Origin of the sequence: Natrinema gari JCM 14663 (genome assembly GCF_000337175.1) — an archaeon.
In the GTDB taxonomy this organism is placed as follows: Archaea; Halobacteriota; Halobacteria; order Halobacteriales; family Natrialbaceae; genus Natrinema; species Natrinema gari.
The window spans coordinates 25,695-50,260 of the sequence record NZ_AOIJ01000063.1 but is presented as its reverse complement, the minus strand read 5'-3'; the positions used below and the strand labels follow the sequence as shown (position 1 = coordinate 50,260).

The following is a 24,566-nucleotide window of genomic DNA, read 5'->3' as shown; positions in this document are numbered from 1 at the left end:
GCGCTCGTCGCCGGCGTCCGTCAGCTACCGCCCAGATCGGCCGCCTTCTCGAGTTCGCTGCGCAAGGTCGTCGAGTCGAACTCGTGGTCGGGGCGGAGCCGGACGAAGTCGAGGAACTCCCGCGCGGCGAGCAGCTGCGAGGGCTCGTAGGCGGTCGTGGCCGCGTCGACGGCTTCCCGCGGTCCGATCCGTGGCTCGAGAATGGCCAGCGCACAGGCCAGATCGTAGGCCGTCGTCTCGTCGACGCGGTCGTCGTGGACGCTGGTCGCGTCGATGAAGTAGAACTCGTCGTCACAGAGCAGGACGTTCTCCGCCCGCAGGTCGCCGTGGGCGAGCCCGTGTTCGTGGAGCGTGGCGAGCATAGCGAACAGTTCGGGCGCTCGCCGGGCGACCACGTCGTCGGAGACGTCGTCGAGCGACCGGAAATCCGGGAGATACTCGAGGACGAGGACGCCCAGCCCGTTGACCTCGAAGGCGTCGATGGGGCGGGGCGCGTTGAGACCGATCTCCTGCATCCGTTCGGTCGCCGCGTACTCGTGTTCGACCATCTCGCGAGGCGTGTCGAACCGGTCGAAAAACCCCTCGGTGCCCGAGGAGAAGGCACCCACGTTCCGGCCGGTCGTCAACACCGCGTGGACCAGAGCGTTCTGTCTGGAGACGATTTTGACGAACCATTCGTCGTCGATAACACACGGCGTCGACAGCCAGTTGTCGGCCTCGAGGAATTCGACACGGACCTCCTCGCGGTCGTAGCGATCCGCCAGCGTGCGGACGACACGCTCGATGCGGCTCCACTCGATCGATCCACGTGCGAGCCGGCGGATGTCCATACGGAATCTGTCGACGGTCGGCGTTAAATGCCCCTCGAAGTGTTACCGGGGGAACGTATTCGATCTCAGGCGGGCGGGGCCGCACTCGTTTCGTGCCGGATGGGGCCGTCAGAACAGTAGTATTATCGCTGTGTCGATGCTAGCGTGGGGTACTATGGACGCCATCGACGATCTCGGGGACGCTATCGACGTGACCCGGACCCGGCTAACGCCGTTTCGAACGGGGACGTGGCTCAGGCTCGCGCTGATCGTCTTCTTCGTGAGTTCGCTCGGCCTGGGCGGGCCGACGATCCCGGGCGGGGACACCGGGACGGTCACCGACGATCCGATGGTCGAAGAGCAGTCGCAGGAATTCGGCGGCATAGCCGGCGAGGAACTGCTCTTCTGGGCGCTCGTGATCGTCGCGATCGTCGTGGTACTCTGGTTGCTCTATGAGTTCATCAGCGCTGTCATGGAGTTCGTCTTCCTCGAGTCGCTTCGGTCGTCCGAGGTCCACGTGCGGCGCTATTTCTCCGCAAACCTCGGTAAGGGACTGTGGTTGTTCCTGTTCCGATTCGGTCTCCGGGTGCTGTTGGCGGTTGTCGCCATCGCTCCGGCCGCGGTCTTCCTGCTCTCGATGGAAGCGGACCTCGACGGTCTTTCGATGGGGGTGCTCTTACTCTATCTCGTCTACGCGATCGTCCTGGGCTTGCTCTACGCTATCACGATGCGGTTTACCACCGAGTTCGTCGCGCCGATCATGCTACTGACGGATCGCGGCGTCCGCGACGGCTGGGGGCAATTCTGGTCGACGATGACGGCGAACTGGAGCGACTACGTCGTCTACCTCCTGCTGGTTTGGATTCTCCAGTTCGTCATCGGCACCGCCGCCACGATTATTATCGGCCTCAGTGGACTGGTGTTGGCGATCCCGTTCGTGATCGTCGGCGTCCTGTTGGTGATCGCGTTCGATACCGCGGGACTCGTCCTGGCCATCCTGCTCGGCGTCGTCGGACTCGTCCTCCTTTTGCTCCTGGCGTCGCTGCTCTACGTCCCGGTCGAGACCTACTTCCGCTACTACGCGCTGTTGCTCCTCGGCGATACCGACGCCGATCTCGATCTCATCCCTGACCGACGCGGGGCGGTCCGCGGCGGCGGGCCGGTCGATGGCGGCGATCGCGGCGGAAACGGTCCCGCCGGGTTTGGGGGCACCGATCCGGGTTCGGACCGCTTGAGCGACCGGGACGACACGGCCGGCTGGGACGATCCGAGCGGCCGGAACGACGACCGAGACGACACGAGTGGGTGGGACAGTCCGAGCGGTTGGGACGACGACACCGACGAGACAGATGGCTGGAACGACGACCCCGACGACACCGAGTCTCGAGAGGGGTGGTCGGACGACAGCGACGAAGACGACGAGGACGGCTGGTAAGCGGGCGGCTCCGGGCCCGGGGACGGTCAAACCGAGCCTCTCGACGTACCTCGAGTACGGTCGCGATCCGCACGCGCTCGGTCGAGATCAGCTAAGCAGGTCGTCGTCGCTGACGTTGCCGTCGAGTTCGATGTCGCCGCGTCCGTCGGTAGTGTCGGTGTCGTTACTGCCGCCGTCGTCGTCGGTGGTATTGGGTCCGTCCGTCCCTCCGGATTCGTCGAGGACCCCGACATCACCGGCGTCGGAGCCGCCGTCGTCGCTCGAGGCCCCCTCGTCCACGTCGGTAGTCACTGCCTTGGCGAGTTGCGTGGCGTTCGGGTTCTCCTGGCGCTCGACGTACTCGGGATAGACGGCGATCGTCACGAGCAGATCCTCGTCGGCCTCGACGGCCTCGGTGATGGCAATGATGACGGGGATGTCCGCGCCGTCGAACTCCGCGTCGGCGGTGAACTGCGACCGGGTCGTCGACTGTCCGAGGATCGTGATATCGGAGTCCGAGTCGTGGGTAATGTTGTCAATTCCGTCGTAGTTGCTCCTGACGAGATCCATCAGTTCCTGCGTGGACATCTCCTCGATGGGATTGAGTTCTTTGCCGAAGATGCTGACCTGCGGCGTCGTCAGGACGTTGAACACGGCACCGCGCTGACTCCCGAGCGGCCCCATGTCGACGGCCTTCTCGTGTTTGGTCATATGATTGGTGACCGTGACGGTCTCGTTCGTCGGCCCGACATCCCGATCGATGGAGAGCGCGTCGATAGCGGATTGCTCGTAGCCCGTCTCAGCGCGGGCGTCGGCCTCGACCCCGGCGGGTGACGATTCGTGTTCGGCCATCCCGAGCAGCCCGAGACAGCCCGACAGGCCGGCGAGGCCGGCAGCCCCGAGCCCCGCGATGACGGTTCGTCGATTCATTTCCCTACAGATGTCGAGTCGGGTACTAAGTGTCTGTTGCATCCGTGATCGTTTGTCAGTCGAAGGAAGTATCAGTGCCCGATTGTCGAGTTTCGGCCGGTCTCACCGACAGCGACGGGTCCCGAATCAGGGCCAGCTACCGGCTTCCTCGAAGGCGTCGGCGACGCGCTGGATCGCAACGACGTACGCCGCGGTTCGCGGGTTCTCGAGATCGTGGCGCTCGTAGGTCTCGACCAGCGCGTCGAACGCGTCGACGATGATCCCCTCGAGTTCCTCGTTGACCCGCTCCTCGGCCCAGTAGAAGCGCTGGCGGTTCTGGACCCACTCGAAGTACGACACCGTGACGCCGCCCGCGTTCGCGAGGATATCCGGAATGACGAAGACGTCTTTCCCCTCGAGCACCTCGTCAGCGGCGGGTGTCAGCGGCCCGTTGGCGGCCTCCGAGATGACATCGGCCTCGACCGCTTCGGCGAGGTCGGCGTCGATCGCGTTCTCGAGCGCCGCGGGGATCAGGAGGTCGACGTCGAGGGTGAGGACGTCGTCGTTGGTGACAGCCTCCTCGCTGCCCTCGAAGCCAACGACGCTCCCGGTCTCGTTTTTGTGCTCCTTTGCCGCGACCGGATCGAAGCCGTCGGGGTTGTAGATGCCGCCGCTCGAGTCGCTGGCAGCGACGACGGTTGCGCCCATCTCGTCGATCAGTTTGGCGGCGATCCAGCCGGCGTTGCCATAGCCCTGCACCGCGACGGTCGCACCCTCGAGATCCTTGTCGAGGTAGTCGAACGCTTCGCGGGCGGCGATAACGGTCGAGCGACCGGTCGCCTCCACGCGACCCTCGCTACCGCCGGAGTCGAGCGCCTTGCCGGTGATGACGCCCGGCTCGGTCGTGTTCTCCAGGTTCTCGTAGGTGTCTTTGATCCAGTTCATCTCCCGCTGACCCGTGTTCACGTCGGGCGCGGGAACGTCCCGGTCCTCGCCGATCAGCGGGCGGAGCTCTTTGCCGAACGATCGGGTGAGCCGCTCGAGTTCCGCTTCGGAGTAGTCGTCGGGATCGATGACGATGCCACCCTTGCCGCCGCCGAGGGGAATGTCGACGATCGCGGTCTTGTACGTCATCCAACCGGATAGCGCCTTGACTTCGTCGCGAGAGACCTGCGGGTGATACCGAATCCCGCCCTTGTAGGGGCCGCGATCACCGTTGAACTGCGACCGGAAGGCTTTGAATCGCTCAAGGTCGCCGTCGTCGCGTTCGATCGTGAGGTTCGTTTCGAGGACTCGTTCGGGGTGTTTGAGCCGCTCGATCACGTCGTCGCCGATATCGAGGTACGCGGCGGCGTCGTCGATCTGCGATTGCAGACTTTCGAACGGGTTGGCTTCGTCGGACATTGGGAATAGGTTCCGAGGAAACCAAAATAAACGTGGCGGATGCCCCTCATAGGTCATAAGTTTCAATATAAGGTCTCAGGAGTTGATTATATAGTGACTGACTGACGTAGTATAGTGACTGACTGTCGTAGCGGCTGCCGGCCTTCGGACGATAGGATTGCCACGACGACGGAAACGACCGCCCTCGATCGGAACGTGCCAGCACGGTGACGGACACCCCTCGTTCAGACTGAAACCCAGTTGGCACACCGGGGGTGGGTTCGACACCTCGATCGGCTCCGGGACGTGAAATCGTCCCACCCCTCGTTCAGACTGAAACAAGTCGCCGAAATCGGACTCGTTTTCAGTCTGAACCGGGGGTGCCCGACAGCTATCGGCGTCCCGGAGTGGACGACGGGACCCCCACCCCCTGTTCAGAGTGAAAAGCAACTGAACGGAGGTGGGGGGAGTGGACTGGCATGCAGGGGGATCGGTTCGACGGGTTCTTCCGTCAATTCTACGCTACCGTCGGTTCTACGGATTATTCCGCCGGTTCGATGGCGATCTCGTTCGTAAACTGTGTGAAGAATTCCTTCATGAAACGCCAGCGAGACGTTCCGAGGCGTCGTCCGGGTGGCGTATACAACTGCTCTAGCCGCTCTGCTGCCCACTCTCGAAGGAGAGTGATGTCCGGAAGCTCCGACGAAACCTCCCCGTCAACTGCCGGAGTATCGATCACTGCGTACGTCTCGCCTGCACGGCCCGATCTCTCGCCGACGATACAAGCCATCCGGACGAGACCGACCGCACCGGTCGCTTCCAGTTTATCCGCGTCGAAGAGTATCTTCGCCTCGAGCGTCTCCGGCTCCGGCGAACAAGACCGAATGCTGTGCGTTCGGAGACAGTGCTGGATCGCATCGAGCCGATCAGTCGCCACCGCCTCAGCCTCGAGCAGGTCTTTCGCTTCCGCTGCAGCCCATTCGCCGTGATTTTCGATCACTCCCCGTCGCTCCAGCGGGCGGCCGATGTCGTGCAACCACGCCGCTGCAGTCAGCACGCCTCTATCGACGGTTCGCTCGTGCTCGTCGGCCACTCGTTCGGAAAGGGCACGAACCCGACTGGCATGGAACTGATCGTGTGCCGGAAGCGCATCGTCGTAGTACGGCAGCGATAGCGCTCGAGCGAGGGCCCCTAATTCCTGTTTCATAGGTGATCCGACCCGCCCTACTACATAAACGCTATGTAAACGCTGTGAACCATTCAGGCGACAGGACAAAACTCGGCGGCCGCTGATACTGACCGGTTTCAGTCTGCATGAGGGGCGGAGCCGTCGTCGGACGAGATTTCAGTCTGCATCCGGCAGCGTCCTCGAGAACCGTGAACCCGTCCGGGAACGGCTGTGGACGGTCGCTACTCGGCCTTTATCAGTCTGAACCACCTTCCATAGTTTTATAACGAGTGTCTTCCAGAACAGAACTATGGCTGAGCAGACGGGTGGGGACCCGCTCTTCGAGTCTCACGACCCCATCTTCGATCGAAAGGAACTCCTCCACGTCGGTCACGTGCCCGACGAGGACCGGATCGTCGGGCGCGACGACGAGATCCAGTCCGTCGCCGCCGAAGTCGGTGCGATCACGCGAGGTGATCCCCCGAACAACGTGATGATCTACGGGAAGACCGGAACCGGAAAGAGTCTCATCTCCCGGCACGTCGCGACGCGGGCTCAGGACGCCGCGCAGGGCAACGACATCGACTGTGGCGTTCTCTACGTCGACTGTTCCGAAGCGAACACGGAGACCCGGACGACGAGACAGTTGGCGCTGAGTCTGAAAGAACAAACCGAGTATCAACAGAACATCCCGCTTCGGGGGGTCGGGACTATGGAGTACTACCAGCACATCTGGAGTATTCTCGGGGACTGTTTCGACGCAGTCATCGTCATCTTGGACGAGATCGACAAACTCGACAACAGCAACGTTCTGATGCAACTCTCCCGCGCTCGCGAGGCGCGAAAGACCGACGCTTACATCGGCGTCATCGGGATCAGCAACAAGGTCCAGTATCGGGAGACGCTCGACGAACGCATCGATAGCAGCTTCGGCCATCGGGAGCTGTTCTTTCACCCGTACGACGCCTCACAGCTCCGCGAGATCATGCGCAATCGCGAGGACGCCTTTCAGCCCGCCGTTCTCGAGGACGGAACGATCGAACTCTGTGCCGCTCTCGCGGCCAAGAAACACGGCGACGCGCGGAAGGCGATCGAGATCCTCAAGGAAGCGGGCGAACTCGCCCGACGCATCGGTAGCGAGACGGTGTCGGAGGACCACATCCAGCAGGCCCAGGAGGTCGCCGAAATCAATCGCATCGAGGAACTCACCAGCGGGGCGACCGTCCACGCGAAACTCGCCCTGTACGCGCTCGCGAGTTGCATCATCACCGGCGAACGGGAGACGTACAAGACGCGAGAGGTGTACGAGCGCTACGTCGGCATCTGCGAACTGGTCGCCACCGATCCGATCACTGAGAACGGTCTCTATCGACAGTTAAAGGAACAGGCGTTTCTGGGCGTCATCGAATCCGAGAAGACCGGCGGCGGACGATCACAGGGAAGTTACCTCCTGCACCGTCTCGTTACCGATCCGAAACACATCGTCAAGGCGGTTCGTCGGGACGCCTCGCTCGAGGAGCTCCCGACGTACGATCGGCTCCGCGAGACCAGTCCGTCGACTGGAAACCGTGATATCGATCTCACCAGCTTCTCGTGAGGAACCCGGTCTCGGAACCGGAGTCGGTCCTGAGAGCGGAGTCAGGACCCAAACCGAGCCGGCCCCGGTACCGGAATCGCCACCGGAACCGAAGCAGCGAACGGTGGGGCCCCCTCGCACCCACGATTTCACTCTGAATCAGGGGTGGGGGTCCCGTGTATCGAACCGAACCGACCGGCCTGCCTCGAGTCGGACGCCGCGATAGAAGGCTGCGGGGTTCCGGTTACGCTGGTTCGGCGAGTTCGGACCGGTCCCGGGACCGGCGGTCGACGACGGAACCGCAGTCGGTACAGACGAGCAGTCGCTCGTCGCCGACGGTCGTGGTCTCCCAGTCGCCGGTGAGCGGACTCTCGTGGTCACATTCCGGACAGAAGAGGACGGCCTTTCGCTGTGCTGGCGGCGGGTACGAATCGTCGTGACACGTGTAGGTTGCCATTATCGTCATTAGGGGTTCGACGTGAATAGGAGTTGCGTGAGATGACTGCCCGTGCCGAACTGTCGTCGTCCTCTCACGTCCTCCCGCGTCCTCTCGTGGGGCCCACGGACTATGCGATGCAGGCAGCTCGTCGCGGCGGTCCTCCGTCGGGGACACTGGTCCCGCGGAAAACGGCTAGTGGTTTACTACATCGCAGGCAGTGGCGCGCACTGGACCGCGGTGAGCGAACGGCGAACCGCGGTCCGACCATGTGCGAGGGATGAGTGAGCAACCGAAGGGAGCGAACGAATCGGTTGGGGAGGCCGTGGCAGTCCCCTGTTGAGGCCGTCGCAATACCCTGTTGAGGCCGTGGCCCTTGTTGAGACCGTCGCGATGCCCTGTTACGCCATGGCGCTGCCCTGATTTGACTGCCCCGTGCGTGCGTCGATCCCCTTCCAAACCCCTCGATCCGGACTTCTCGAGAGTGAGATACGCTTTTGTATATACTGTGTGACTGCGACCGTATGCTCGGACTGTACGACGAGGCGTTCCGGGTCGGCGAGACGATCGAACACGAGCGCCGGCGGCCGCCCTCCAAAAGCGACGGTCGGAACGGTCGTGTGCTGACGACGACCACGCGGCTCCCCCTCACCGGCTCCGAGTCGGTCGTCGACACCGGGATCGGCCGGGTCGTCCACCCGCTGACACGCGAGCAGGCTGCCGCGGACGGAGACGGGGCTGGCTCGTAATGGCCGCCGAAACCGCGGCCGGAGACGCCAACGGAGACCTCGCATGGCTCTCGCTGGACGACGACGAGACCGTGGTCTGGGCCGGCGGCCCGGACCGGCGAACGCTCATCCCGGCGTTCGTGGTCGGGCTCCCGCTTTCGATCGTCTTGATCGGGCTCGTCATCATCGCCAGCGAGTACCTCCGCGTGACGAACACCCACTACGTCGTGACGAACCGCGCGCTGTACCAGAAAACCGGCGTCCTCTCGCGGGACGTCAAGCGGATCGAACACGGCAAGGTGCAAGACATCTCCTACAGCCAGAGCGCCCTCGGGACTCACTTCGGCTACGGAACCGTCGAAGTCAGTACCGCCGGCGGCTCCGGCGTCGAGCTGGCGTTCAAATCGGTTCCCGATCCGAAAGCCGTCCAACAGCGCATCAGCGACCGGATCAAACGCGAGCGCGTCGACTCCGGGGCCGACCGGACGAAAGACGACGTGCTCGAGGAGATCCTCACCGAACTCCGAGCGATTCGGGCGGCCGTCGACGACGACAGCGACGAGGGCGGGCGGTCCACTGTCGGGAGCGGCGCGACCGGCCGGCCGACCGACGACCATCACTCCGAGTATGACGAGGACCAGTCCGTCTGAGCCCGACGCGGGATCGGAGGCGAGTGCCGAGAGCACGCCACACTGCGGCGGTTCCGCCGGACCTGTCCCGCAGTGGCTTCCGCTCGAGGAGGGCGACCGTGTCCGTTGGCAGGCGGGCCCGCGAATCCAGACCGTCCTCCCGTGGGCCGTCGTGGCCCTCGTCGGAACGGGGCTCCTGCTAGCCGCCGTCGCCGTCGAGTGGCTGCCGCTCCTCGCGGTCGGCGGCGTCCCGGTCGTCCTCGCACCGGCGCTGTGGCAGTACGCCCGCGTCTCGCGAACGGCGTTCGTCGTCACGAACGGGGTCGCCGCCACGCGGCGCGGCGTCCTCGGGCGAACGGTCCGGGTCGTCTCCCTCGAGCGGGTCCAGAACACGACCGTCGAACAGGACCCGATCGGTCGCTACGTCGGGTATGGGACCGTCACGATCGAGACCGCGGGCGGTTCGCCGCTCCAGTTCCGGAACATCGAGCGGCCGGGCGACGTTCGCGACCGACTCGAGGCGGAACGCGACCGAGTGACCGGCAGCGAGATGCCGGGCGGACGCGACCAGTGGGAGGCGGTCCTCGCCGAGGTCCGGGCGTGGCGACGCGCCCTCGAGCACGACGCGTAGCCGGCGCGCCGGTCGATGGAGGACCGCAGTCAGACCACGCTCGAGATCGTATACACGTTGAGAACGGCGGCGGCCAGCCACGGTACTGCGAGTCCGGCCGGCACGATCGGGCGGTACTCGCGCTCGAGGAGGCGGCGACAGACCAGTCCGACGCCGACCGCGAAGGCTTTCAGGGCGAGCATGCCGGCCAGGCCGTGGCCCTCGATCGCGCCGCGAGCCGCCGGGTTCGATTCGGAAAGCCCGACGTGGAGACCGACAAACGTCGTGACGATGTCGGCGGCCAACGCCAGGACGACGACCATCCAAAGCAGTCGCTCGAGATCGACCGGCGTCACGTCGCCCGGGAGACGATGGCGCAGGAACGCACCCTCGGAACTCATAGGCTCCCCGCCGGAGTCGAACCGGACTGTCGCGCCCCTGAGAGCACGCGTCGGTTCACTCACGCGGGGTATTGTTATGCCAGGCGTAGGATGACCCCGGTCTCGAGTAAGGGCTCGTCACTTCCGAGCCGGTCGCTCGACGCGAGCGGGACACTGCGACAGACAGCGGCGGCCGCCGATACGGGCAGCGACCGTGGCGAGTGTCGACCCGTAATCGGGGCATAACTCGAGCGAAGGGCCGTCGTCGACCCCGTCGGTGGACGGCCCGGACTCGGCGGCGAGCGGAGAGGAGGAACGAGCGGTCGGTTCGCGCACGCAACTCGCCGTAGATCACGGCGGTCGCCGCGAGAGGAGGATCGCGGTTGCGGCACGGACCGACCGTGTTCGTCTCCGTGATCACCGGCACGGAGACGACGCGTACTGGGGCGGGGACTGATACGAACGCTCGGGTACAGTCGGACAGCCATTATACCGTGGTCCCGGGACGGAAGCGTACTCGGAGAGCCGTCGTCGGTCCGCTCGAGCGGGGTGCTACCGGCGTCGGTCCGCGGGGACGATATCCCCGCGGCACCTGCAGGCAGAATCGCTTTGCTCCGATTTGTCGTTCCGTTCAATGGTTATCGATCCCGTGTCCGTGCACAGACACGTTAGCGGAACGGGGCGCAACGCGACCGAACACCTGCAACGCGGCATGTCGGAAGTCTGCACCGAGCGTCTCGCCCGGCGACTCGGGACGCTTCGCGACCGCGTCGAGACGGGAATGGACCGGCGGGAGTTCCTGCGAACCGTCGTCAGCGGCGGGGTCGCCGTCGGGATGGCCCAGTGGCTCGGCGTCGACGATTTCCTCGCCGTCGACGACGGCGAGGTCCCCGTCGTCACCGCCCTCGTCAGGGACGACCCCAACGATCCGTGGTCCGTTCGGGAACGGACGCGCTCCGTCCCCGCCGAGTGGTACGCCGCCGTCGAAAAGGCCTTCGAGCTAAACGACCTGCTCGCCCGAACCGCGTTCACCGGCTATCTCGGCAGTGCGGTCGTTCCGGGGGACTACGAGAGCGGCACTGCGACCGTCTCAGTCGGCCTCTCGAGCGATGGCCACTCCCTGACCGAAATGCTCGGGGAGGTTGCAGCGGGGATCGACATCGACGCCGAGACGATCATCGACATCGAGGAGATTCAGGACGGCCCCGAGTCCCGGGAGCCAACCTTCGTCGACGCCGCGATCGACGGCGGCGTTCCGAGCGGCGTCGCCTGCGAAACCCCCTCGAGCATGGCCACGCTCGGGCCGGCACTGTATGATCCCGACGTCCGGCAGCGATTCTTCGTGACGGCCGACCACGCCTTCGGCGAGGAGCACGACGCGGCCGACGATGTCCTCCTGTTGCCCCGGGCGGGTGACGAGCCCGTCGAACTGGGTACTGCCGTCCGCTACCACCCGGTCGAAGACGTCGCCGCGGTCGAACCCAACGGCTGGCTCGAGCCCACGAACAGGATCGCAGCACCGTCACAACCCCGTGTACGCGGCCAGTTCACCAAGTTCGGACTGGCCGATCTCGTCGCCCGCGACGAGGAACTCGAGAAGGTCGGTGCCCTGAGCGGTCACACGACGGGGAAGATCCAGGGTATCGACGCGGTCACCTGCTTCACCGACGATTTCTGTCGCCGCGGACAGATCCGGTGGGGCGGCGAGATGGATTTGACCGACGGCGACAGCGGCTCCGTGAGCTATCACCGTGACCCCGACGGCGAGGACGGCGACGTGCTCGTTGCCGGGTTCAACAACGCCCGCACCTGGTGGCCCGGACAGAGCTACGTCTGGGGCGTCGGTGCCTATCGACTGACCGAGAAACATGGCTATCACTTCTGACCGCCGTCGGCTGCCTCGGTTGCGGACGAACGACCGATCGCGACTCCCAATTACAAATGAGTAACGACACCCGACGATCCGCCCGTTCCGTCCGCGGTCTCGTCCGGACCGTCGTGAGCGGCATCCTCAGGCTTCTCGCCGACCTGCTTGCCATCTCGCTATGGGTGCTGTTCCTGACGCTGCTCTTCCTCGAGACCGCCTGGCCCCGCTGGGCGTTCTACGTGCTGCTCGTGGTCGGCGTCGGAGGGTACGTGACCGTGACGGCGGCCTAGACGCGAGACGGCAGCCAGTGACGGATCGGAACTACCCGACGGCCCGCCGGCCGCAGCGACTATGCGAGTGCCGCCTCAAGTCGGTCGATCAACTCGTCGTTTCCGACGTGGAGCGGCGTCCGGTCGTGGAGGGTTTCGGGCTCGACGGTGAGCAGCGACTGCGTCCCGTTCGAGGAGCGCCCGCCGGCCCGCTCGACGACGTAGCCGATCGGGTTCCCCTCGAACTGGAGTCGGAGTTTGCCCTCCGGTCGGGACTCGAGGGCGGGGTAGCCGAAGGTACCGCCGTAGGTGAGCACCTGATTGACGTCGCCGATCAGCGCGCCGCCGTAGCGGAGTTTGAGTTCCGATTCGATCTCGCGAGCGTACGCCCGGAAGTCGTCGGGCCAGTCGGGAACGCGACCGCCGAAGCCGTAGACGACCGGCTCCGCGGGGATGGTGAGATCGCGCTCGACGACCGTTCGCTCGCCGCCGGAGAGTTCGTACTCGGTGACGATCTCGTCGGTCGCGAGCACCATCGTCGTGATCGGGCCGTAGAGGACGAACCCAGCCGCGACGAGCGCGTCGCCGCGGGCCGGAAGCGCGGCGTCGTAGATGCCGAAGATCGTCCCCATCGTGTTGTTGGACGTGAGGTTCGAGGAGCCGTCGAGCGGGTCGACCGCGACGGCGTACGCGTCGGTCGTCGCGGGATCGTCGCCGCAGTCGACGACCGCGGCGCGTTCCTCGCTGGCGTACTGACCGACGCCGCCGATCCCGGTGAGACGATCGCCGAGCAGTTCGTCGGCCCAGACATCGGCCTCAGCCTGGGTCTCGCCGCTGGGGTTCTCCTCGTCGACCGTCCCGCGGCGTCCGATCAGTCCCTGCCGGATCTCGGTCGCCGACCGGCCGATCGTCGCCACGACGTCCTCGACGACTGGGTCGGACACCGTCATCCTATTCGGTCGCCTCGAGCGCGGCGTCGGCGGTCGCCTCCTCGTAGATGACGTCCTCGAGCGCGTCGAGGATTCGGGTCGGGTCCTCGCGCTGCCAGATGTTGCGACCGACCGCGAGCCCGCTCGCGCCGGCGGTGATGGCGGCCTCGACGGTCGAGCAGAAGTCGTAGTCGGACGTCTTCGAGCCGCCGCTCATGACGACTTTCATGTCGCCCGCGGCCTTGCAGGCGTGTTCCATCGCGTCGGCGCTGCCGGGGTACTTGACCTTCGCGATGTCGGCCCCGACCTCGAGAGCGATACGGGTCGCATAGGAAATCGTCCCGGGCTTGGTGTCGTTTTTGAGCCCCTGGCCGCGTGGGTAAGACCACATGACGACCGGGAGGTCGTACTCGCGGGCTTTCTCCTGTACCCGACGGAACTCCTCGTACATCTCGACCTCGTGGTTCGAGCCGCTGTAGACGGTAAAGCCGATCGCGTCAGCGCCGAGTTCGGCCGCGTAGTCGACCGAGCAGTTGATCGCGGAATCGGGCTCACCCATCCACATGTTCGACGTTCCGTTGAGCTTCAGGAGGAGGTTGACGTCGTCCTCGTAGCTGGGGTAGTACCCCTCCGCGATCCCCTTCTGGACGGCCATGGTGGTGACGGCGTCGTGAGTTGCCGTCTCGAAGACCGTCGCCGGATCGAGTTTCTCCGGTACTTCCTCGAAGTCGACCGGGCCGTGCTCTAACCCGTGGTCCATCGCCAGAATCAGTGACTTGCCGTCGCGAACGATCGGAGAGTCGTCGATCGGAATCATCTGTTAGACGGTCCAACGGGTCGCTATAAATCTTTGATGGTCCGAGTTATCGAAATTGAGTACATCAGTAGTAATTAGTGCGAGTTCGACCGACGGTCGTGACGTGTGGTTGACTGATTTGGGCGGTTTCAGTCCCGGAAAGCGACGGATTTTTCCCGTCGAATCGACTCCAGTGTCGAGTCCCGCCCGTCGATGCGTTGAGTCGCGGCGCGAGCCGCTCGGGAGCCGGTACGATCCACGCTGCGGTCGCGTCGGGTCGCTCAGTTTCCGAGCAGTTCCCGCGCGTTGTGTCGCCACGTCCGGACGTGAAGGACGTTCAGCTCGAGGACGGTGGCGACCGCCATCGCGTCGATCGTCGCGAGTCGCTCCGCCGAGCGGATGCCGGCCTCGGCCAGCGCGGCGGCGTCGTCGGGACCGACGCCCGTAACCGCCGTGACCGGCGTCGGCCTGGGATACGGCCGCTCCGACGGGCGCTCGCGCTCGACCACGACGGGTGCCGAGTGATCGTACTCGAAGGCTTGCCAGTCCTCGCCGTCGCTGACGGCGATCCACTCGCGTTCGGCATCGCCCAACCCTCGCACTTCGCTCGAGCGCCGGTCGAGGTCGCCCTCGCTCTCGAACGACCACGGCAGCGAGTAGCGCCGGCGGAGGGTGTCCGCGATCGGTTCGTCGACACCTGCGTCGAGTAACATCCGGTAGGAGTATTCCTTGTCGGCGATCGTCGCCGGATCGATATCGACCGTCTCGAGAACCTCGCGCTCGTCCGGTTCGATCGCCGCGTCGGTCGTCGGGTCGGCGTCCGCGTCCGTCGCGGCGTCGGCCGCTTCGAACAGGGCCGCCTCGTCGAACTCGAGTTCGACGGGAGTGTCGGCAGCCGCGGCCGAGTCACCGTCGTCGCTGACGTCGACGGTGATTCCGATATCGACGACACGGCCCCCTTCGTCGCTCTCAGTCGTTCCCGCCTCCGTGTCGCTGACGGCGTTTTGCTCGCTCACGCGGGTCACCGGTTGTCCGTAGCTCACACTGTCTCGTCTTGAAACTTATCCTCGACCGCCGTGTCCGGAGCGACCGGCGGCGGAATCGATAGTAGCAACTGACCGTCAGTGCACACCTGATCGCACGACAGCGTTGCGATCAGTGTGTAAATCGTTTCAATTGCTACGATAGCAGCGACGGACATCGACGCGGGGAATCGAACTGGGCGATCGCCACACCCCTCTCGCGACGAGCCCCTTCGCCGGGAAAATCTATTTAGTATTGATACGCGAGTTCCGAAACGATGCGACCCGCTCGATTCGCGTTCGGCCTCTGCTGTTGGTTCGTCGTCGGCACCCTCTGTGTCACCGCCGTTGCTGGCGCACCCCCGCCGGAACAGCTCTGTGGGGTCTGTGGCCCGAGCACCGCGAATGAGGCCACGATCACGGGTGCGACCGGTCACGGTACGCTCGACATATATATCGACGACGCCGGAGACTCTCGGTGGGAGGCCCGCGTCCCGGTTACCGAGACCGCCGCCGAGCGCTACCGGACGAACGCGACCGCGCTCGAGGCCGCGGTCGACGACGGCTGGGCGCGGTACCACGTGGCCGACGGCGACGTCCGAACCGTCGAGTCGCGTCTCGTGGGCGAAACGGTCGTCGTGAACTACACCGTCGACGATGTCGCGAGCCGCGGCGTCGGCGACGCGTGGCTCGTCGATTACTTCGCCGTCGGCACGTCGAACACCCGGTACGTGAACGTGGCCGAGCGGATGACTGTCCACACCCCCGAGGGGACCGCGATCACGAACCACGTCCCCGCCGCTGAGATCGACGGGAACGCCGCGACCTGGACGGACGATACCGCGTTCGACGAGCAGACGTATCTCACCTACGGCAGCGGCGGCGTCCGCGGGACGGTGGCCGGCTACGCCACGATCGGGCTCGAGACAGGTCCGACAGCGATCGATCACGGCGTGAGCGGCGGTCTCTTCCCAGCCGTCTTGATTGGACTTGTTGGCGTCGTGATCAGTCGGGTCGACACGGGGATCGATGCCTTCGACGCCGCGACGCTCGAGCGGCTGATCGTCGCCGTCGGTGCCGTCGGCGCGGGTGGCTTCCTCGTCGTCGGCGTCGCCGCGACCGGTGCCGACCCCGCGCCGGGTGCCGTCGCACTGGCCGCGCTCGGGGTCGGCTACGCTCTCCTCGGGAGTACGGCCCGTCGGTTCGGGGGCGGACTCGAGACTCGCGGGCTGGTCGGGCTATCACTCCTCGCGACGGTCGCCGCCGCAGGGGTCTCCCTCCTGCTTGCCGGCCCGCCGGTGTACGCGTTCCCGCTCTGTTTCGGCGCAGCCACCGCGCTCTGTCTCCCGATCGGGTACGCCGCCGAGCGTGGGCGATTCCCGATCGGGCTCGTCGCGGTCGCCGCACTCACACCGATCGTCGCGATTGCGAACGTTGCCCCCGTCACCCTGTTCGGATACGGGCCGGCCGTCTACGGCCTCCTACTGTTGCCATGGGTCGGAAGTGTCGCGGTCTTTGGCTACCCGCTCGCACTGCTCGGCCGACAGCTAGCTCTCGGCGACGACTGAGCACTCTCGGGGTCAGTGCCGACGCGAGACCGAGCGTCCCGACACCGGCGCTACTCGAGGAATCGTGCACTAACGTCGACGTCCGCCGGCGGCATGGCACACTGATCCTTTTTGCCGAACCAGCGATAGCGGCGCGCGGCGACGAAGTCGTAGGCCCGGTCACGGAGCCGCCGCGGGAGGAAGCGGAACGGACCTAGCAGGGCGTAGGGGCCGCCGAGGAGCCGCGCGATGCGAATGACTGCGTCGGATTTGACGTAACTGTCCTCGCCCTCGATCAGGACGATCGACTCGAGGTTGTCCGTCGGGAGGTCGTGTTCAGCGAGCAACGCCGTCCCGATGTCGGACTGGAGGGAGGCAAAGCGGAACTGACCGTCCGTATCCCGGGGGAGAACGAACTGGACGAACCCGTTACAGAGGTTACAGACCCCGTCGAAGAGGATAATCGGGCCGTCCGGAACAGCCGAACTCATTGGACACGTGTCAGTACGTCCCGACGCGAGTTCAACGTACCGGTCGGCGAGGGTTCGCCCGCTACTGGTGGAGGGGCTGTTCCGCCATCTTGCTGCGGAGTTCCTCGAGCCGAGAGCGGGAGACGCCGTCCTCGAACTGCTGGAGGAGGGCGAACACCTCCGCTCGAGAGACCTTGACATCGCCCTCGCGGATGACGTCCTCGGGGCGCTCGCGCAGTTCTCGGAGCGTCCCGACGGCGAGCAGGTAGGGGATCGCCCACGCCGAGAGCCGGTTGCCGTTGTGTTCGGGGACGACTTCGAGATAGCGCTGGGCGTCGTCGAGGTAGCTCTCGGCGCGGCCTGTCACCCGCTTGATGACGTTTGTGACGCCACCGTGGTGGGCCTCGTCGGTGACTGCCTCGATGTCGACGTCCTCCGCCGCGAGCCACTCGGCTGGGAGGTAGACGTTGTTCTCCTCGTGATAGTCGTCATCGACGTCCTTGGCGATGTTGACCAGTTGCAAGAGGAGGGCGAACGACCGGGCGTTTTCCCGCATCTCCGTCGCCCGCTCCTGCGAGGTGCCGCGGGCGACCAGACCCGTAATCAGGGTGCCGACGGTCCCGGCCGCGTACCAGCAGTACTCCTCGAGTTCCTCGATCGTCTGGAGCCGCAATCCGCCCTCGGTGGCGTACCGGTCGGTAAACATCGCCATGCCGTCGACGAGTTCGCGGACCGGTTCGCGCATGATTTCGCGGGGCTCCTCGTCGAGCGACTCGAAGGTTCGCAGTACCCGCGGCGTCTCGGCGACCACGTCCCAGTCGTCGGTTCGATCCTCAGGGATCCACGGCTCGACATCGTTCATGAAGGCCGGGATCGATTCCGCGGCGTCCGGATCGAGCAGTCGGTCGTACTCGGCGAGGAGTTCGGTCTGTGCGTCCGGCGGGATATGCCCCGCATCCTCGATCGTGTCTGCAATCCGACAAAGGAGGTACCCGATACAGATGTGTCTCGCCATCGGCTCCTCGAGCCGATCGATCGTGATCGAAAAAGTCCGCGAAACGCCGTGAACCGCGTCGTAACACCACTCGAGATCGGCGTCGGTGGGAGGTTCGGGCTGGCCCGTGGTCATCTACTCGAGTTCATTTCGTGACCCCCGGGGAAAAACGCCGCGGTCGCGGCGTGCTCTTCCGGCCGGTGGCAATCGGGACGGCACGGCGACTCGGAGCACCCGCTCTCCGGCGGCGGACGACACAACCGGTATGTAGCCGAGCGACGAACCGATGGCCGTGAGCCAGACCATACTCATCGCCGGAGCGCACGGTCAAGTCGGACAACACGTCACGGAACTGCTCGGCGAGAGCGAGCGGACCGCGCGAGCGATGATCCGAACGGAATCGCAGGCCGACGAGATGACCGCCCTCGGCGGGGAACCGGTCGTCGCGGACCTGACCGGGGCTGTCGAGCACGCGGTCGAGGGCTGTGACGCCGTCGTCTTCGCGGCCGGTTCCGGCGGAGAAGACGTCTACGGCGTCGACCGCGACGGCGCGATCACCCTGATCGACGCGGCCAGCGAAGCGGGCGTCGATCGGTTCGTCATGCTCAGTTCGATGGGTGCCGACGAGCCGGCAGCGGGACCCGAGCCGCTCCGGGACTACCTGCTCGCCAAAGCCGAAGCCGACGAGTACCTCCGCGCGAGCGATCTGACGGAGACGATCGTTCGCCCGGGCGAACTGACCACCGCATCCGGGACCGGCGAGATCCGAGCGGGCAACGGGCTCGATCCGGATGCCGGTTCCATTCCCCGCGAAGACGTCGCACGGACGCTCGTGACCGCGCTCGACGTCGAGTCGGTGTACGGGGAGACGTTCGAAATCCTGTCGGGAGAAACGCCGATCGAGGACGCGCTCGAGACAGTCACCTCGAGTTGAGGCGGGACTCGAGCGACGGGACAGCGTCGGCGAACTGGTATCGAACGACGACCGCACGGGCCGCCCGGAGCTGTGACCGTTGTCGTGGGTTTCTCGTCTTTCGTGAATCTCGAACCCAGGGTACTATATACCACACTATTGTCCTCGTTGGCTCGCATATCTGAACCGGATTAGTTATTTTTCTTTAGATGACTGTTCATCCTATATGGGGCGGAACGATCGGAAATACGGTCATAGCAGTGTGTGTATGAAAAGAATAATACAGTCATTGTGCTACAGTACAACACGAAGATGCCAGGCGGAACAGATCAAACACTCCGGCCGTTCTTGTGGCGTGCGTCAAACCTCTATTCCGACACGGAAATCGTCTCCCGGAACCACGACGGGCTGCAACGATACACCTACAGCGAGTACGAGGAGCGAACGAGCCAACTCGCGAACGCCCTCGGCGAGTACGGGATCGAGAGCGGCGACCGGGTCGGGACGTTCTGCTGGAATCACTCGCGTCACTTCGAGACGTACTTCGCCGTCCCCTCAATCGGCGCACAACTCCACACGATTAATCCCCTGCTTCCCGACGCCCACATCCAGTATATCGTCGACAACGCCGACGACGAACTGATCTTCGTCGACCAGTCGCTCGCGCCGAAACTCGCCGGTGCCGTCGCCGACGCCGACGACGAGTTCGATGACGTCGACTTCGTCGTCATGGGACACGAGACGGTCGACGACCTGGACGCGACGCCGTACGAGTCGTTCATCGAGGGCCACGCGACCGAGTACGACTGGCCCGATGTCGACGAGGACCAGCCCGCGGGGATGTGTTACACCTCGGGGACGACCGGGAACCCGAAAGGCGTCGAATACACCCAGCAGATGCTCTGGAGTCACACGATGGCGTCCCAGACGCCACAGGGGATTCCGATGGCCGACGACGACGTTGTCATGCCCGTGGTCCCGATGTTCCACGTCAACGCCTGGGGCATGCCGTTTACGGCGACCGCGGGCGGAGCCAAGCAGGTGTTCCCCGGCCCCTCTCCGGAGCCAGCAGACCTCGCGACCCTCATCGAAAACGAGGGCGTGACCATCAGCGCGGGCGTCCCGACCGTCTGGCTGGGACTGATGGAGTACTGCACGGAGAACGATGTCGATCTCTCGACGCTCGAGACCGTCATCGTCGGCGGTTCGGCGGCACCGAAATCGATGGTCGAGTGGTTCGACACCCAGGGCGTCGAGGTGCTTCACGCCTGGGGCATGACCGAGATGGCCCCGATCGGCTCGGTCTCCCATCTCAAATCCGATCTGGCGAACGCGGACTACGACACCCAGATCGAAAAGCGCAGCAAACAGGGCCTTGTGGTTCCCGGCCTCGAGTTCACGGTCATCGACGACGACGGCGAGGAGATCGCCTGGAACGGCCAGGAGTTCGGCGAACTGTGGATTCGCGGGCCATGGGTGACGACGGAGTACTTCGAGCGTCCCGAGGCCAACGAGGCGGACTTCGAGGACGGCTGGCTCAAGACCGGCGACGTCGTTACCGTCGACGAGGACGGCTACATCAAGATCGTCGACCGGGAGAAGGACGTGATCAAATCCGGCGGCGAGTGGATTTCATCGGTCGAACTCGAGAACGCGATCATGGCCCACGACGGCGTCGCCGAGGCGGCCGTCGTCGGTGTGCCCCACGAACGGTGGCAAGAGCGGCCGGTCGCGTTCGTCGTGCCCGCGGCGGATGCCGATCGCGAGACGCTCGTCGACGAGATCAACGAACTGCTCGCCGGCGAGTATCCGAAGTGGTGGCTGCCGGACGAGATCGAGTTCATCAAGGAAGTCCCGAAGACGGCGACCGGGAAGTTCTCGAAGAAGGACATCCGCGAGGAGTACGCCGATCAATCCCTCGTCGAGGGACAGGTTCCGGACGAGGCCGCCCCCGACCGGGACTGACTGCAGTCACGACTCGTGTTCGCCGGGAGCCACGACAGCCGTCGCAAGCGTCGGGACGCCGCCTATCTCGGGATACAGGCGGGGAGCCGAGTTCGTCGCTGCCGAGCCGTAGCCCACGAGCGTCCGGTTTCGATCCCGCGACTGACACGGGACGGACGGAAGAACGAACAATAAAGAGTAATGATTCCTAATGCGGCGATATGGACTTTGGACTCTCGGCCGAGCAGCAACAGATTCGAGACATGGTGTCGGAATTCGTCGACGAGGAGGTCGTCCCAGTCGCCGAGGAAATCGACCACGAGGACGAGTTCCCCGCCGATCTCGTCAGTGAGATGGCCGACCTGGGGCTGATGGGAATGCCCTTCCCCGAGGAGTACGGCGGTGCCGGGCTGGACTATCACTCGTATGCGATCGGACTCGAGGAAATCTCGCGCGGTTCGGGCGGTCTCGGAACCATCGTCGCCGCTCACACCTCACTGGCTGGGAACATGCTCTACGAGTTCGGCGACGAGTCCCAGAAGGAGGAGTACCTGACCCCCGTCGCGGCGGGCGAGGATATCGGCGCGTTCGCGCTCTCGGAGGCCGGCGCGGGCAGCGACGTGCCGGCGATGGAGACCACTGCGGCGAAAGACGGCGACGAGTACGTCATCAACGGCGGGAAGCTCTGGATCTCGAACGGCTCCGTGGCGGATACGGTCACGCTCTTCGCGAAGACCGACCCCGATGCGGGCAACAAGGGCATCTCGTCCTTTATCATCCGCCCCGAGGAGGACGACGGCTTCATCGTCGAGGGCACCGAGGACAAACTCGGCGACAAGGGCTGTCCGACCGCCGAACTCCGGTTCGACGACCTTCGGATTCCCGAAACCCGCCGACTCGGCGAGGAGGGCGATGGCTTCGTCCACGCGCTGAAAACCCTGAACGGCGGCCGCATCACGATCGCCGCCCGCGGCGTCGGTATCGCCCGCGCCGCCTTCGATGAGGCCCGCGAGTACGCCACCGAGCGCGAGCAGTTCGGCCAGCCGATCGGCGAGTTCCAGTCGATCAAGCACAAGCTCGCCGACATGGATACGAAGATCCAGGCCGCCAAGATGCTCATGCACAAGGCCGCCGACAAGAAGATCCGCGGCGAGAACTACATCAAGGACGCCTCCCAGGCCAAGCTCTACGCCTCCGAAGTGAGCCGGGAGGTCGCCAACGAGGGCATCCAGATCCACGGCGGCTACGGCTACACCAAGGACTTCGCCGCCCAGCGGTTCTACCGCGACGCCAAACTCAACGAGATCTACGAGGGCACCAGCGAAGTACTCCGGAACACGATCGGCGATCAACTGCTCGAGGAGTAGCCCCTCGACTCCCCGTGTGAGGCGTCTGCGGCTTGCGGATCGACTACTCTACCGCTTTGCCGACCGCCTTTGTTCCGAACCCATTCGGCATATTTATAACAGAGCTTAGTACAGTGAACCTATGGACCGAACGGAGCTGTTCCTCGCGATCATCGCGTATACGCTGATCGTGCAAACGTTCGGCGGGAAAGCCGAGGGCGCGATGCTCCCGCTGTTCGTCTTGCTGTTCGCGCTCCCGATCTACGTCGTCGTCCATCTCTACAGGAATCCCTCGCTCGAGTGACGAGACGGCGTGCTGGCCGGAGCCGCCACACCGGTATCGTCAGTCCCCGTCCTCGAGACAGTCCCTGACCCAGTCGTAGTGGTCTCGCACTCTCCGTTCCCCGCCGTCGGTCAGCGTGTAGACATCGTGCAGACCCTCGGTCCGCTTCTCGACGATTCCCGCGTCGACCAGCGCCGACAACGAGCCGTAGAACGACTTCGGCTCGAGCCGATCGTCGTAGTGGGACTCGAGACGCGATTTCAGCTGTTGTCCCCGCAGTTCGCCGTCGGCGGCGAGCAGGAAACAGATGTCTCGGCGACGGCCGCTTCGGAGCCACTTGGTCATACGGGCCATCGGTGCGACGGGCGCTCGAACGTTACGGTTGCCGCGGTCACTCGGACTCGAGACGCTGCCGAAGGGTCGCGACGCCCGTCCACGCGAGGCCGCCGAGGGCAGCCGTGCCGAGCAGCGGACCATCGCCGAGCTCGAGGACGGCGGTGCCGCCGGGCAGGTGGTCATGACGGACGAGCAGCCAGCCCCGCTCGGGGGCTCCGAGGACGACGTCGCCGGAGCCGAAGGCGAGCGAGAGCAACACCGCGAGGAGGGCGTAGGCTGCGATCGCCGCGAAGGTGCCGACGCTGCCGGTCAGGAACCGCGAGAGCAGCGTCGTCCCGGGGAGGCGGGTCACCTGTTCGTCGGTGCCGTAAATCCCGAAGCCTCGAACGCCGTCCGGTGGGTCGCCGACGCGAACGTCGGCGGGGTACTGACAGAGGACGGCGGCCATCCAGAGGTCGCCGATCGAGCCGGCCGCGTTCGCCGCCAGCGGGACGATCAGCAGCGGCGTGGGGACGACGACCATCGCGGCGAGGCCGACGGCCGTGATCACGACGAACGGCGCGAGCAGGGCGGCGAGCAGTTGGTTCCGCGTATAGGTCGTGTCGCTGGTCTCCGCGTAGGCGTAGGGCAACACGAAATAGGAAACACCGATCCCGTATCGCGGAGTGTCACCGTAGCGGGCCATGAACACGCCGTGAAGCAGTTCATGCGGGACGACGACGCAGACGAGGAGTCCGACGGAGACGGCGAGCCAACTCACTACCGTCGGCGGCGAGGACGGCGCGATCACGATCGGCTCGAGCGCGGTCCCGCGGAGCCACGCGAGGACGTGGCCGAGCGCGTAGGCGAACCCGAAGAAGCCGACCGCGGAAACGACGAGCCACTGGAGGGCGACAGATCGCGTGAGTCGAAACGTCGCGAGCGGGCGACGGATCGGGAGGGAATCCGAACGGCTCACTGGTCGGTCCCTCGGAGGCAACCGAAAAATCGGTGTCGATGTTCGGCCTCCGGACGGTCCGACCGGAACCGACAGGTTCCCGGTGGGCGCGTCCCGAGTGACGCGTATGACCGACGATCGAACGGCAACGGCCAACGGGATCAGGGCGACCTACGAGGAGACCGAGACCGAACGAATCCTCGCGTTCGAGCGCGATGCCGGCGACTACGGGACGGGCGGGACCGCCGCGGTCGCACAGAACCGCGAGGGGTACGCGATGTTGAAGGTGCGACCCGCCGCCGACGGTGACGAACTCGAGCGCTACTACGGGTTCGAGATGGCGCTCGACCACGTCGGGGAGTTACTGGGCGTTTCGCCCCACGACCTGCCGATTCCCGCGGCCGCCGAAGACATGGGGATGTAGCCGAACACGGCCGCCGAGACGTGGCCGATGCGTTCAGACCACGACGGCGGCGACGATGAGGAGACCGAAGTACAGCACTACGAGAACGCCGAGCGCGTACAGTCGGAAGTGCCGCAGCGCCGCGCGCTCGTCGCGAGCGGCCCGCTCGGCGGCCGCTCGTTCCCGATCGGAGAGCCGCTCGTGATGCTCGAGTCCGCGGTGGAGCGACTCGAATGCCGGTCGCCGAAACGGTCGCTTGCAGTACGGACACCGAACTGACGGTGTCTCATCCCGAACGTCGACCTCGGGCGCACTGGATGCAGGAGGTGTCGACGTATCGGTGGCTGGCTCAGGGACACGACGGCGCGAGTCGCCGGACACGAAGAGCGCTACGTGGTCGAGCACAATCCCTTTTCGGCACTCTCTCGAGGACTGCAGCGCCGGCCGATCCCGTCCGCGACGGGTGGG

The 24,566-nt window shown here is 65.2% G+C and carries 27 protein-coding genes; 13 read left to right on the top strand and 14 right to left on the bottom strand.

Annotated features, from left to right (window positions below):
- Positions 1–20 precede the first annotated feature (20 nt).
- Positions 21–830: an RIO1 family regulatory kinase/ATPase domain-containing protein gene (locus C486_RS15810; RefSeq protein ID WP_008457864.1), complete on the bottom strand. Its 810-nt coding sequence runs from the start codon at positions 828–830 to the stop codon at positions 21–23.
- Positions 831–984: 154 nt separating this feature from the next.
- Between C486_RS15810 and C486_RS15805 the strand changes: the two genes are divergently transcribed.
- On the top strand, positions 985–2,244 hold the full coding sequence (locus tag C486_RS15805) for a DUF7544 domain-containing protein (RefSeq protein ID WP_008457862.1): 1,260 nt from the start codon (positions 985–987) through the stop codon (positions 2,242–2,244).
- Positions 2,245–2,331: 87 nt separating this feature from the next.
- Here the strand turns inward: C486_RS15805 and C486_RS15800 are convergent, their stop codons facing one another.
- From C486_RS15800 to C486_RS15790, 3 genes are all read right to left on the bottom strand, one after another.
- Positions 2,332–3,153 carry a DUF6517 family protein gene (locus C486_RS15800; protein WP_008457860.1) on the bottom strand — a complete coding sequence of 274 codons (822 nt, stop codon included), beginning with the start codon at positions 3,151–3,153 and terminating at the stop codon, positions 2,332–2,334.
- Between the two features lie 126 nt (positions 3,154–3,279).
- The gene (locus C486_RS15795) at positions 3,280–4,536 is read right to left on the bottom strand and encodes a Glu/Leu/Phe/Val family dehydrogenase (protein ID WP_008457858.1); all 1,257 of its coding nucleotides are present in this window, start codon (positions 4,534–4,536) and stop codon (positions 3,280–3,282) included.
- 520 nt (positions 4,537–5,056) lie between these two features.
- Positions 5,057–5,722 (bottom strand): HD domain-containing protein, encoded by a 666-nt coding sequence (locus tag C486_RS15790; RefSeq protein ID WP_008457856.1) that lies wholly within the window; start codon positions 5,720–5,722, stop codon positions 5,057–5,059.
- Between the two features lie 271 nt (positions 5,723–5,993).
- Here C486_RS15790 and C486_RS15785 point away from each other — a divergent pair, with 271 nt between their 5' ends.
- A complete protein-coding gene (locus C486_RS15785; protein ID WP_008457855.1) occupies positions 5,994–7,280 on the top strand; it encodes a Cdc6/Cdc18 family protein in 1,287 nt (428 codons plus the stop codon).
- Between the two features lie 223 nt (positions 7,281–7,503).
- Here C486_RS15785 and C486_RS15780 read toward each other — a convergent pair whose 3' ends face one another.
- Positions 7,504–7,716, bottom strand: a complete 213-nt coding sequence (locus C486_RS15780) for a hypothetical protein (RefSeq protein ID WP_008457853.1) — start codon at positions 7,714–7,716, stop codon at positions 7,504–7,506.
- A 503-nt stretch (positions 7,717–8,219) separates the two neighbouring features.
- Here C486_RS15780 and C486_RS15775 point away from each other — a divergent pair.
- Genes C486_RS15775 through C486_RS15765 form a run of 3 tightly spaced genes read left to right on the top strand, consistent with a single transcriptional unit; the run spans position 8,220 to position 9,683 of the window.
- On the top strand, positions 8,220–8,444 hold the full coding sequence (locus C486_RS15775; RefSeq protein ID WP_008457851.1) for a hypothetical protein: 225 nt from the start codon (positions 8,220–8,222) through the stop codon (positions 8,442–8,444).
- A complete protein-coding gene (locus C486_RS15770) occupies positions 8,444–9,073 on the top strand; it encodes a PH domain-containing protein (RefSeq protein ID WP_008457850.1) in 630 nt (209 codons plus the stop codon). The genes C486_RS15775 and C486_RS15770 overlap by 1 nt, the downstream gene beginning before the upstream one ends.
- Positions 9,051–9,683 (top strand): PH domain-containing protein, encoded by a 633-nt coding sequence (locus tag C486_RS15765; protein WP_008457848.1) that lies wholly within the window; start codon positions 9,051–9,053, stop codon positions 9,681–9,683. The genes C486_RS15770 and C486_RS15765 overlap by 23 nt, the downstream gene beginning before the upstream one ends.
- A gap of 29 nt (positions 9,684–9,712) precedes the next feature.
- Here the strand turns inward: C486_RS15765 and C486_RS15760 are convergent, their stop codons facing one another.
- Positions 9,713–10,063 carry a DUF5658 family protein gene (locus C486_RS15760; RefSeq protein WP_008457846.1) on the bottom strand — a complete coding sequence of 117 codons (351 nt, stop codon included), beginning with the start codon at positions 10,061–10,063 and terminating at the stop codon, positions 9,713–9,715.
- Between the two features lie 613 nt (positions 10,064–10,676).
- Between C486_RS15760 and C486_RS15750 the strand changes: the two genes are divergently transcribed.
- Both C486_RS15750 and C486_RS15745 read left to right on the top strand, forming a co-directional pair.
- Entirely contained in the window at positions 10,677–11,927 is a 1,251-nt protein-coding gene (locus C486_RS15750; RefSeq protein ID WP_008457845.1) for a hypothetical protein, read from the top strand.
- Between the two features lie 56 nt (positions 11,928–11,983).
- Entirely contained in the window at positions 11,984–12,199 is a 216-nt protein-coding gene (locus C486_RS15745; protein ID WP_008457843.1) for a hypothetical protein, read from the top strand.
- Positions 12,200–12,258: 59 nt separating this feature from the next.
- On the opposite strand, the gene C486_RS15740 is transcribed toward C486_RS15745, so the two are convergent.
- The 3 genes from C486_RS15740 to C486_RS15730 form a co-directional block, all read right to left on the bottom strand.
- Positions 12,259–13,128, bottom strand: a complete 870-nt coding sequence (locus C486_RS15740; protein WP_008457839.1) for a class 1 fructose-bisphosphatase — start codon at positions 13,126–13,128, stop codon at positions 12,259–12,261.
- 1 nt (position 13,129) lies between these two features.
- Entirely contained in the window at positions 13,130–13,924 is a 795-nt protein-coding gene (locus C486_RS15735) for a class I fructose-bisphosphate aldolase (protein ID WP_008457836.1), read from the bottom strand.
- Positions 13,925–14,184: 260 nt separating this feature from the next.
- Positions 14,185–14,919 carry a hypothetical protein gene (locus tag C486_RS15730; RefSeq protein ID WP_049910644.1) on the bottom strand — a complete coding sequence of 245 codons (735 nt, stop codon included), beginning with the start codon at positions 14,917–14,919 and terminating at the stop codon, positions 14,185–14,187.
- A gap of 284 nt (positions 14,920–15,203) precedes the next feature.
- Here C486_RS15730 and C486_RS15725 point away from each other — a divergent pair, with 284 nt between their 5' ends.
- A complete protein-coding gene (locus tag C486_RS15725) occupies positions 15,204–16,493 on the top strand; it encodes a hypothetical protein (RefSeq protein ID WP_008457830.1) in 1,290 nt (429 codons plus the stop codon).
- A gap of 50 nt (positions 16,494–16,543) precedes the next feature.
- Here C486_RS15725 and C486_RS15720 read toward each other — a convergent pair whose 3' ends face one another.
- Positions 16,544–16,963, bottom strand: coding sequence for a thiol-disulfide oxidoreductase DCC family protein (locus tag C486_RS15720; RefSeq protein WP_008457828.1), 420 nt, complete (start codon positions 16,961–16,963; stop codon positions 16,544–16,546).
- A gap of 61 nt (positions 16,964–17,024) precedes the next feature.
- A complete protein-coding gene (locus C486_RS15715) occupies positions 17,025–18,071 on the bottom strand; it encodes a phytoene/squalene synthase family protein (protein ID WP_008457826.1) in 1,047 nt (348 codons plus the stop codon).
- Positions 18,072–18,222: 151 nt separating this feature from the next.
- Between C486_RS15715 and C486_RS15710 the strand changes: the two genes are divergently transcribed.
- From C486_RS15710 to C486_RS21800, 4 genes are all read left to right on the top strand, one after another.
- Positions 18,223–18,870 (top strand): SDR family oxidoreductase, encoded by a 648-nt coding sequence (locus tag C486_RS15710; protein ID WP_008457825.1) that lies wholly within the window; start codon positions 18,223–18,225, stop codon positions 18,868–18,870.
- 291 nt (positions 18,871–19,161) lie between these two features.
- A complete protein-coding gene (locus C486_RS15705) occupies positions 19,162–20,814 on the top strand; it encodes a long-chain fatty acid--CoA ligase (protein ID WP_008457823.1) in 1,653 nt (550 codons plus the stop codon).
- A 200-nt stretch (positions 20,815–21,014) separates the two neighbouring features.
- Positions 21,015–22,160 carry an acyl-CoA dehydrogenase gene (locus tag C486_RS15700; RefSeq protein WP_008457819.1) on the top strand — a complete coding sequence of 382 codons (1,146 nt, stop codon included), beginning with the start codon at positions 21,015–21,017 and terminating at the stop codon, positions 22,158–22,160.
- A 121-nt stretch (positions 22,161–22,281) separates the two neighbouring features.
- Positions 22,282–22,443 carry a hypothetical protein gene (locus C486_RS21800; RefSeq protein ID WP_008457818.1) on the top strand — a complete coding sequence of 54 codons (162 nt, stop codon included), beginning with the start codon at positions 22,282–22,284 and terminating at the stop codon, positions 22,441–22,443.
- A gap of 39 nt (positions 22,444–22,482) precedes the next feature.
- Here the strand turns inward: C486_RS21800 and C486_RS15695 are convergent, their stop codons facing one another.
- Both C486_RS15695 and C486_RS15690 read right to left on the bottom strand, forming a co-directional pair.
- Complete coding sequence (locus C486_RS15695; protein ID WP_008457817.1) at positions 22,483–22,767, bottom strand: PadR family transcriptional regulator; 285 nt, start codon at positions 22,765–22,767, stop codon at positions 22,483–22,485.
- Between the two features lie 46 nt (positions 22,768–22,813).
- Positions 22,814–23,716: a DUF3267 domain-containing protein gene (locus tag C486_RS15690; RefSeq protein ID WP_008457816.1), complete on the bottom strand. Its 903-nt coding sequence runs from the start codon at positions 23,714–23,716 to the stop codon at positions 22,814–22,816.
- A 106-nt stretch (positions 23,717–23,822) separates the two neighbouring features.
- On the opposite strand from C486_RS15690, the gene C486_RS15685 reads away from it, so the two are divergent.
- Positions 23,823–24,119 (top strand): DUF7111 family protein, encoded by a 297-nt coding sequence (locus C486_RS15685; RefSeq protein ID WP_008457815.1) that lies wholly within the window; start codon positions 23,823–23,825, stop codon positions 24,117–24,119.
- Positions 24,120–24,152: 33 nt separating this feature from the next.
- On the opposite strand, the gene C486_RS22680 is transcribed toward C486_RS15685, so the two are convergent.
- A complete protein-coding gene (locus tag C486_RS22680; protein ID WP_008457814.1) occupies positions 24,153–24,503 on the bottom strand; it encodes a DUF7410 domain-containing protein in 351 nt (116 codons plus the stop codon).
- Positions 24,504–24,566 lie beyond the last annotated feature (63 nt).

Excerpts from the sequence above, each read along its gene's own strand:
- C486_RS15810 (WP_008457864.1), bottom strand. The coding sequence starts at position 830 with ATGGACATCCGCCGGCTCGCACGTGGATCGATCGAGTGGAGCCGCATC.
- C486_RS15805 (WP_008457862.1), top strand. The coding sequence starts at position 985 with ATGGACGCCATCGACGATCTCGGGGACGCTATCGACGTGACCCGGACC.
- C486_RS15800 (WP_008457860.1), bottom strand. The coding sequence starts at position 3,153 with ATGAATCGACGAACCGTCATCGCGGGGCTCGGGGCTGCCGGCCTCGCC.
- C486_RS15795 (WP_008457858.1), bottom strand. The coding sequence starts at position 4,536 with ATGTCCGACGAAGCCAACCCGTTCGAAAGTCTGCAATCGCAGATCGAC.
- C486_RS15790 (WP_008457856.1), bottom strand. The coding sequence starts at position 5,722 with ATGAAACAGGAATTAGGGGCCCTCGCTCGAGCGCTATCGCTGCCGTAC.
- C486_RS15785 (WP_008457855.1), top strand. The coding sequence starts at position 5,994 with ATGGCTGAGCAGACGGGTGGGGACCCGCTCTTCGAGTCTCACGACCCC.
- C486_RS15780 (WP_008457853.1), bottom strand. The coding sequence starts at position 7,716 with ATGGCAACCTACACGTGTCACGACGATTCGTACCCGCCGCCAGCACAG.
- C486_RS15775 (WP_008457851.1), top strand. The coding sequence starts at position 8,220 with ATGCTCGGACTGTACGACGAGGCGTTCCGGGTCGGCGAGACGATCGAA.
- C486_RS15770 (WP_008457850.1), top strand. The coding sequence starts at position 8,444 with ATGGCCGCCGAAACCGCGGCCGGAGACGCCAACGGAGACCTCGCATGG.
- C486_RS15765 (WP_008457848.1), top strand. The coding sequence starts at position 9,051 with ATGACGAGGACCAGTCCGTCTGAGCCCGACGCGGGATCGGAGGCGAGT.
- C486_RS15760 (WP_008457846.1), bottom strand. The coding sequence starts at position 10,063 with ATGAGTTCCGAGGGTGCGTTCCTGCGCCATCGTCTCCCGGGCGACGTG.
- C486_RS15750 (WP_008457845.1), top strand. The coding sequence starts at position 10,677 with ATGGTTATCGATCCCGTGTCCGTGCACAGACACGTTAGCGGAACGGGG.
- C486_RS15745 (WP_008457843.1), top strand. The coding sequence starts at position 11,984 with ATGAGTAACGACACCCGACGATCCGCCCGTTCCGTCCGCGGTCTCGTC.
- C486_RS15740 (WP_008457839.1), bottom strand. The coding sequence starts at position 13,128 with ATGACGGTGTCCGACCCAGTCGTCGAGGACGTCGTGGCGACGATCGGC.
- C486_RS15735 (WP_008457836.1), bottom strand. The coding sequence starts at position 13,924 with ATGATTCCGATCGACGACTCTCCGATCGTTCGCGACGGCAAGTCACTG.
- C486_RS15725 (WP_008457830.1), top strand. The coding sequence starts at position 15,204 with ATGCGACCCGCTCGATTCGCGTTCGGCCTCTGCTGTTGGTTCGTCGTC.
- C486_RS15720 (WP_008457828.1), bottom strand. The coding sequence starts at position 16,963 with ATGAGTTCGGCTGTTCCGGACGGCCCGATTATCCTCTTCGACGGGGTC.
- C486_RS15715 (WP_008457826.1), bottom strand. The coding sequence starts at position 18,071 with ATGACCACGGGCCAGCCCGAACCTCCCACCGACGCCGATCTCGAGTGG.
- C486_RS15710 (WP_008457825.1), top strand. The coding sequence starts at position 18,223 with ATGGCCGTGAGCCAGACCATACTCATCGCCGGAGCGCACGGTCAAGTC.
- C486_RS15705 (WP_008457823.1), top strand. The coding sequence starts at position 19,162 with ATGCCAGGCGGAACAGATCAAACACTCCGGCCGTTCTTGTGGCGTGCG.
- C486_RS15700 (WP_008457819.1), top strand. The coding sequence starts at position 21,015 with ATGGACTTTGGACTCTCGGCCGAGCAGCAACAGATTCGAGACATGGTG.
- C486_RS21800 (WP_008457818.1), top strand. The coding sequence starts at position 22,282 with ATGGACCGAACGGAGCTGTTCCTCGCGATCATCGCGTATACGCTGATC.
- C486_RS15695 (WP_008457817.1), bottom strand. The coding sequence starts at position 22,767 with ATGACCAAGTGGCTCCGAAGCGGCCGTCGCCGAGACATCTGTTTCCTG.
- C486_RS15685 (WP_008457815.1), top strand. The coding sequence starts at position 23,823 with ATGACCGACGATCGAACGGCAACGGCCAACGGGATCAGGGCGACCTAC.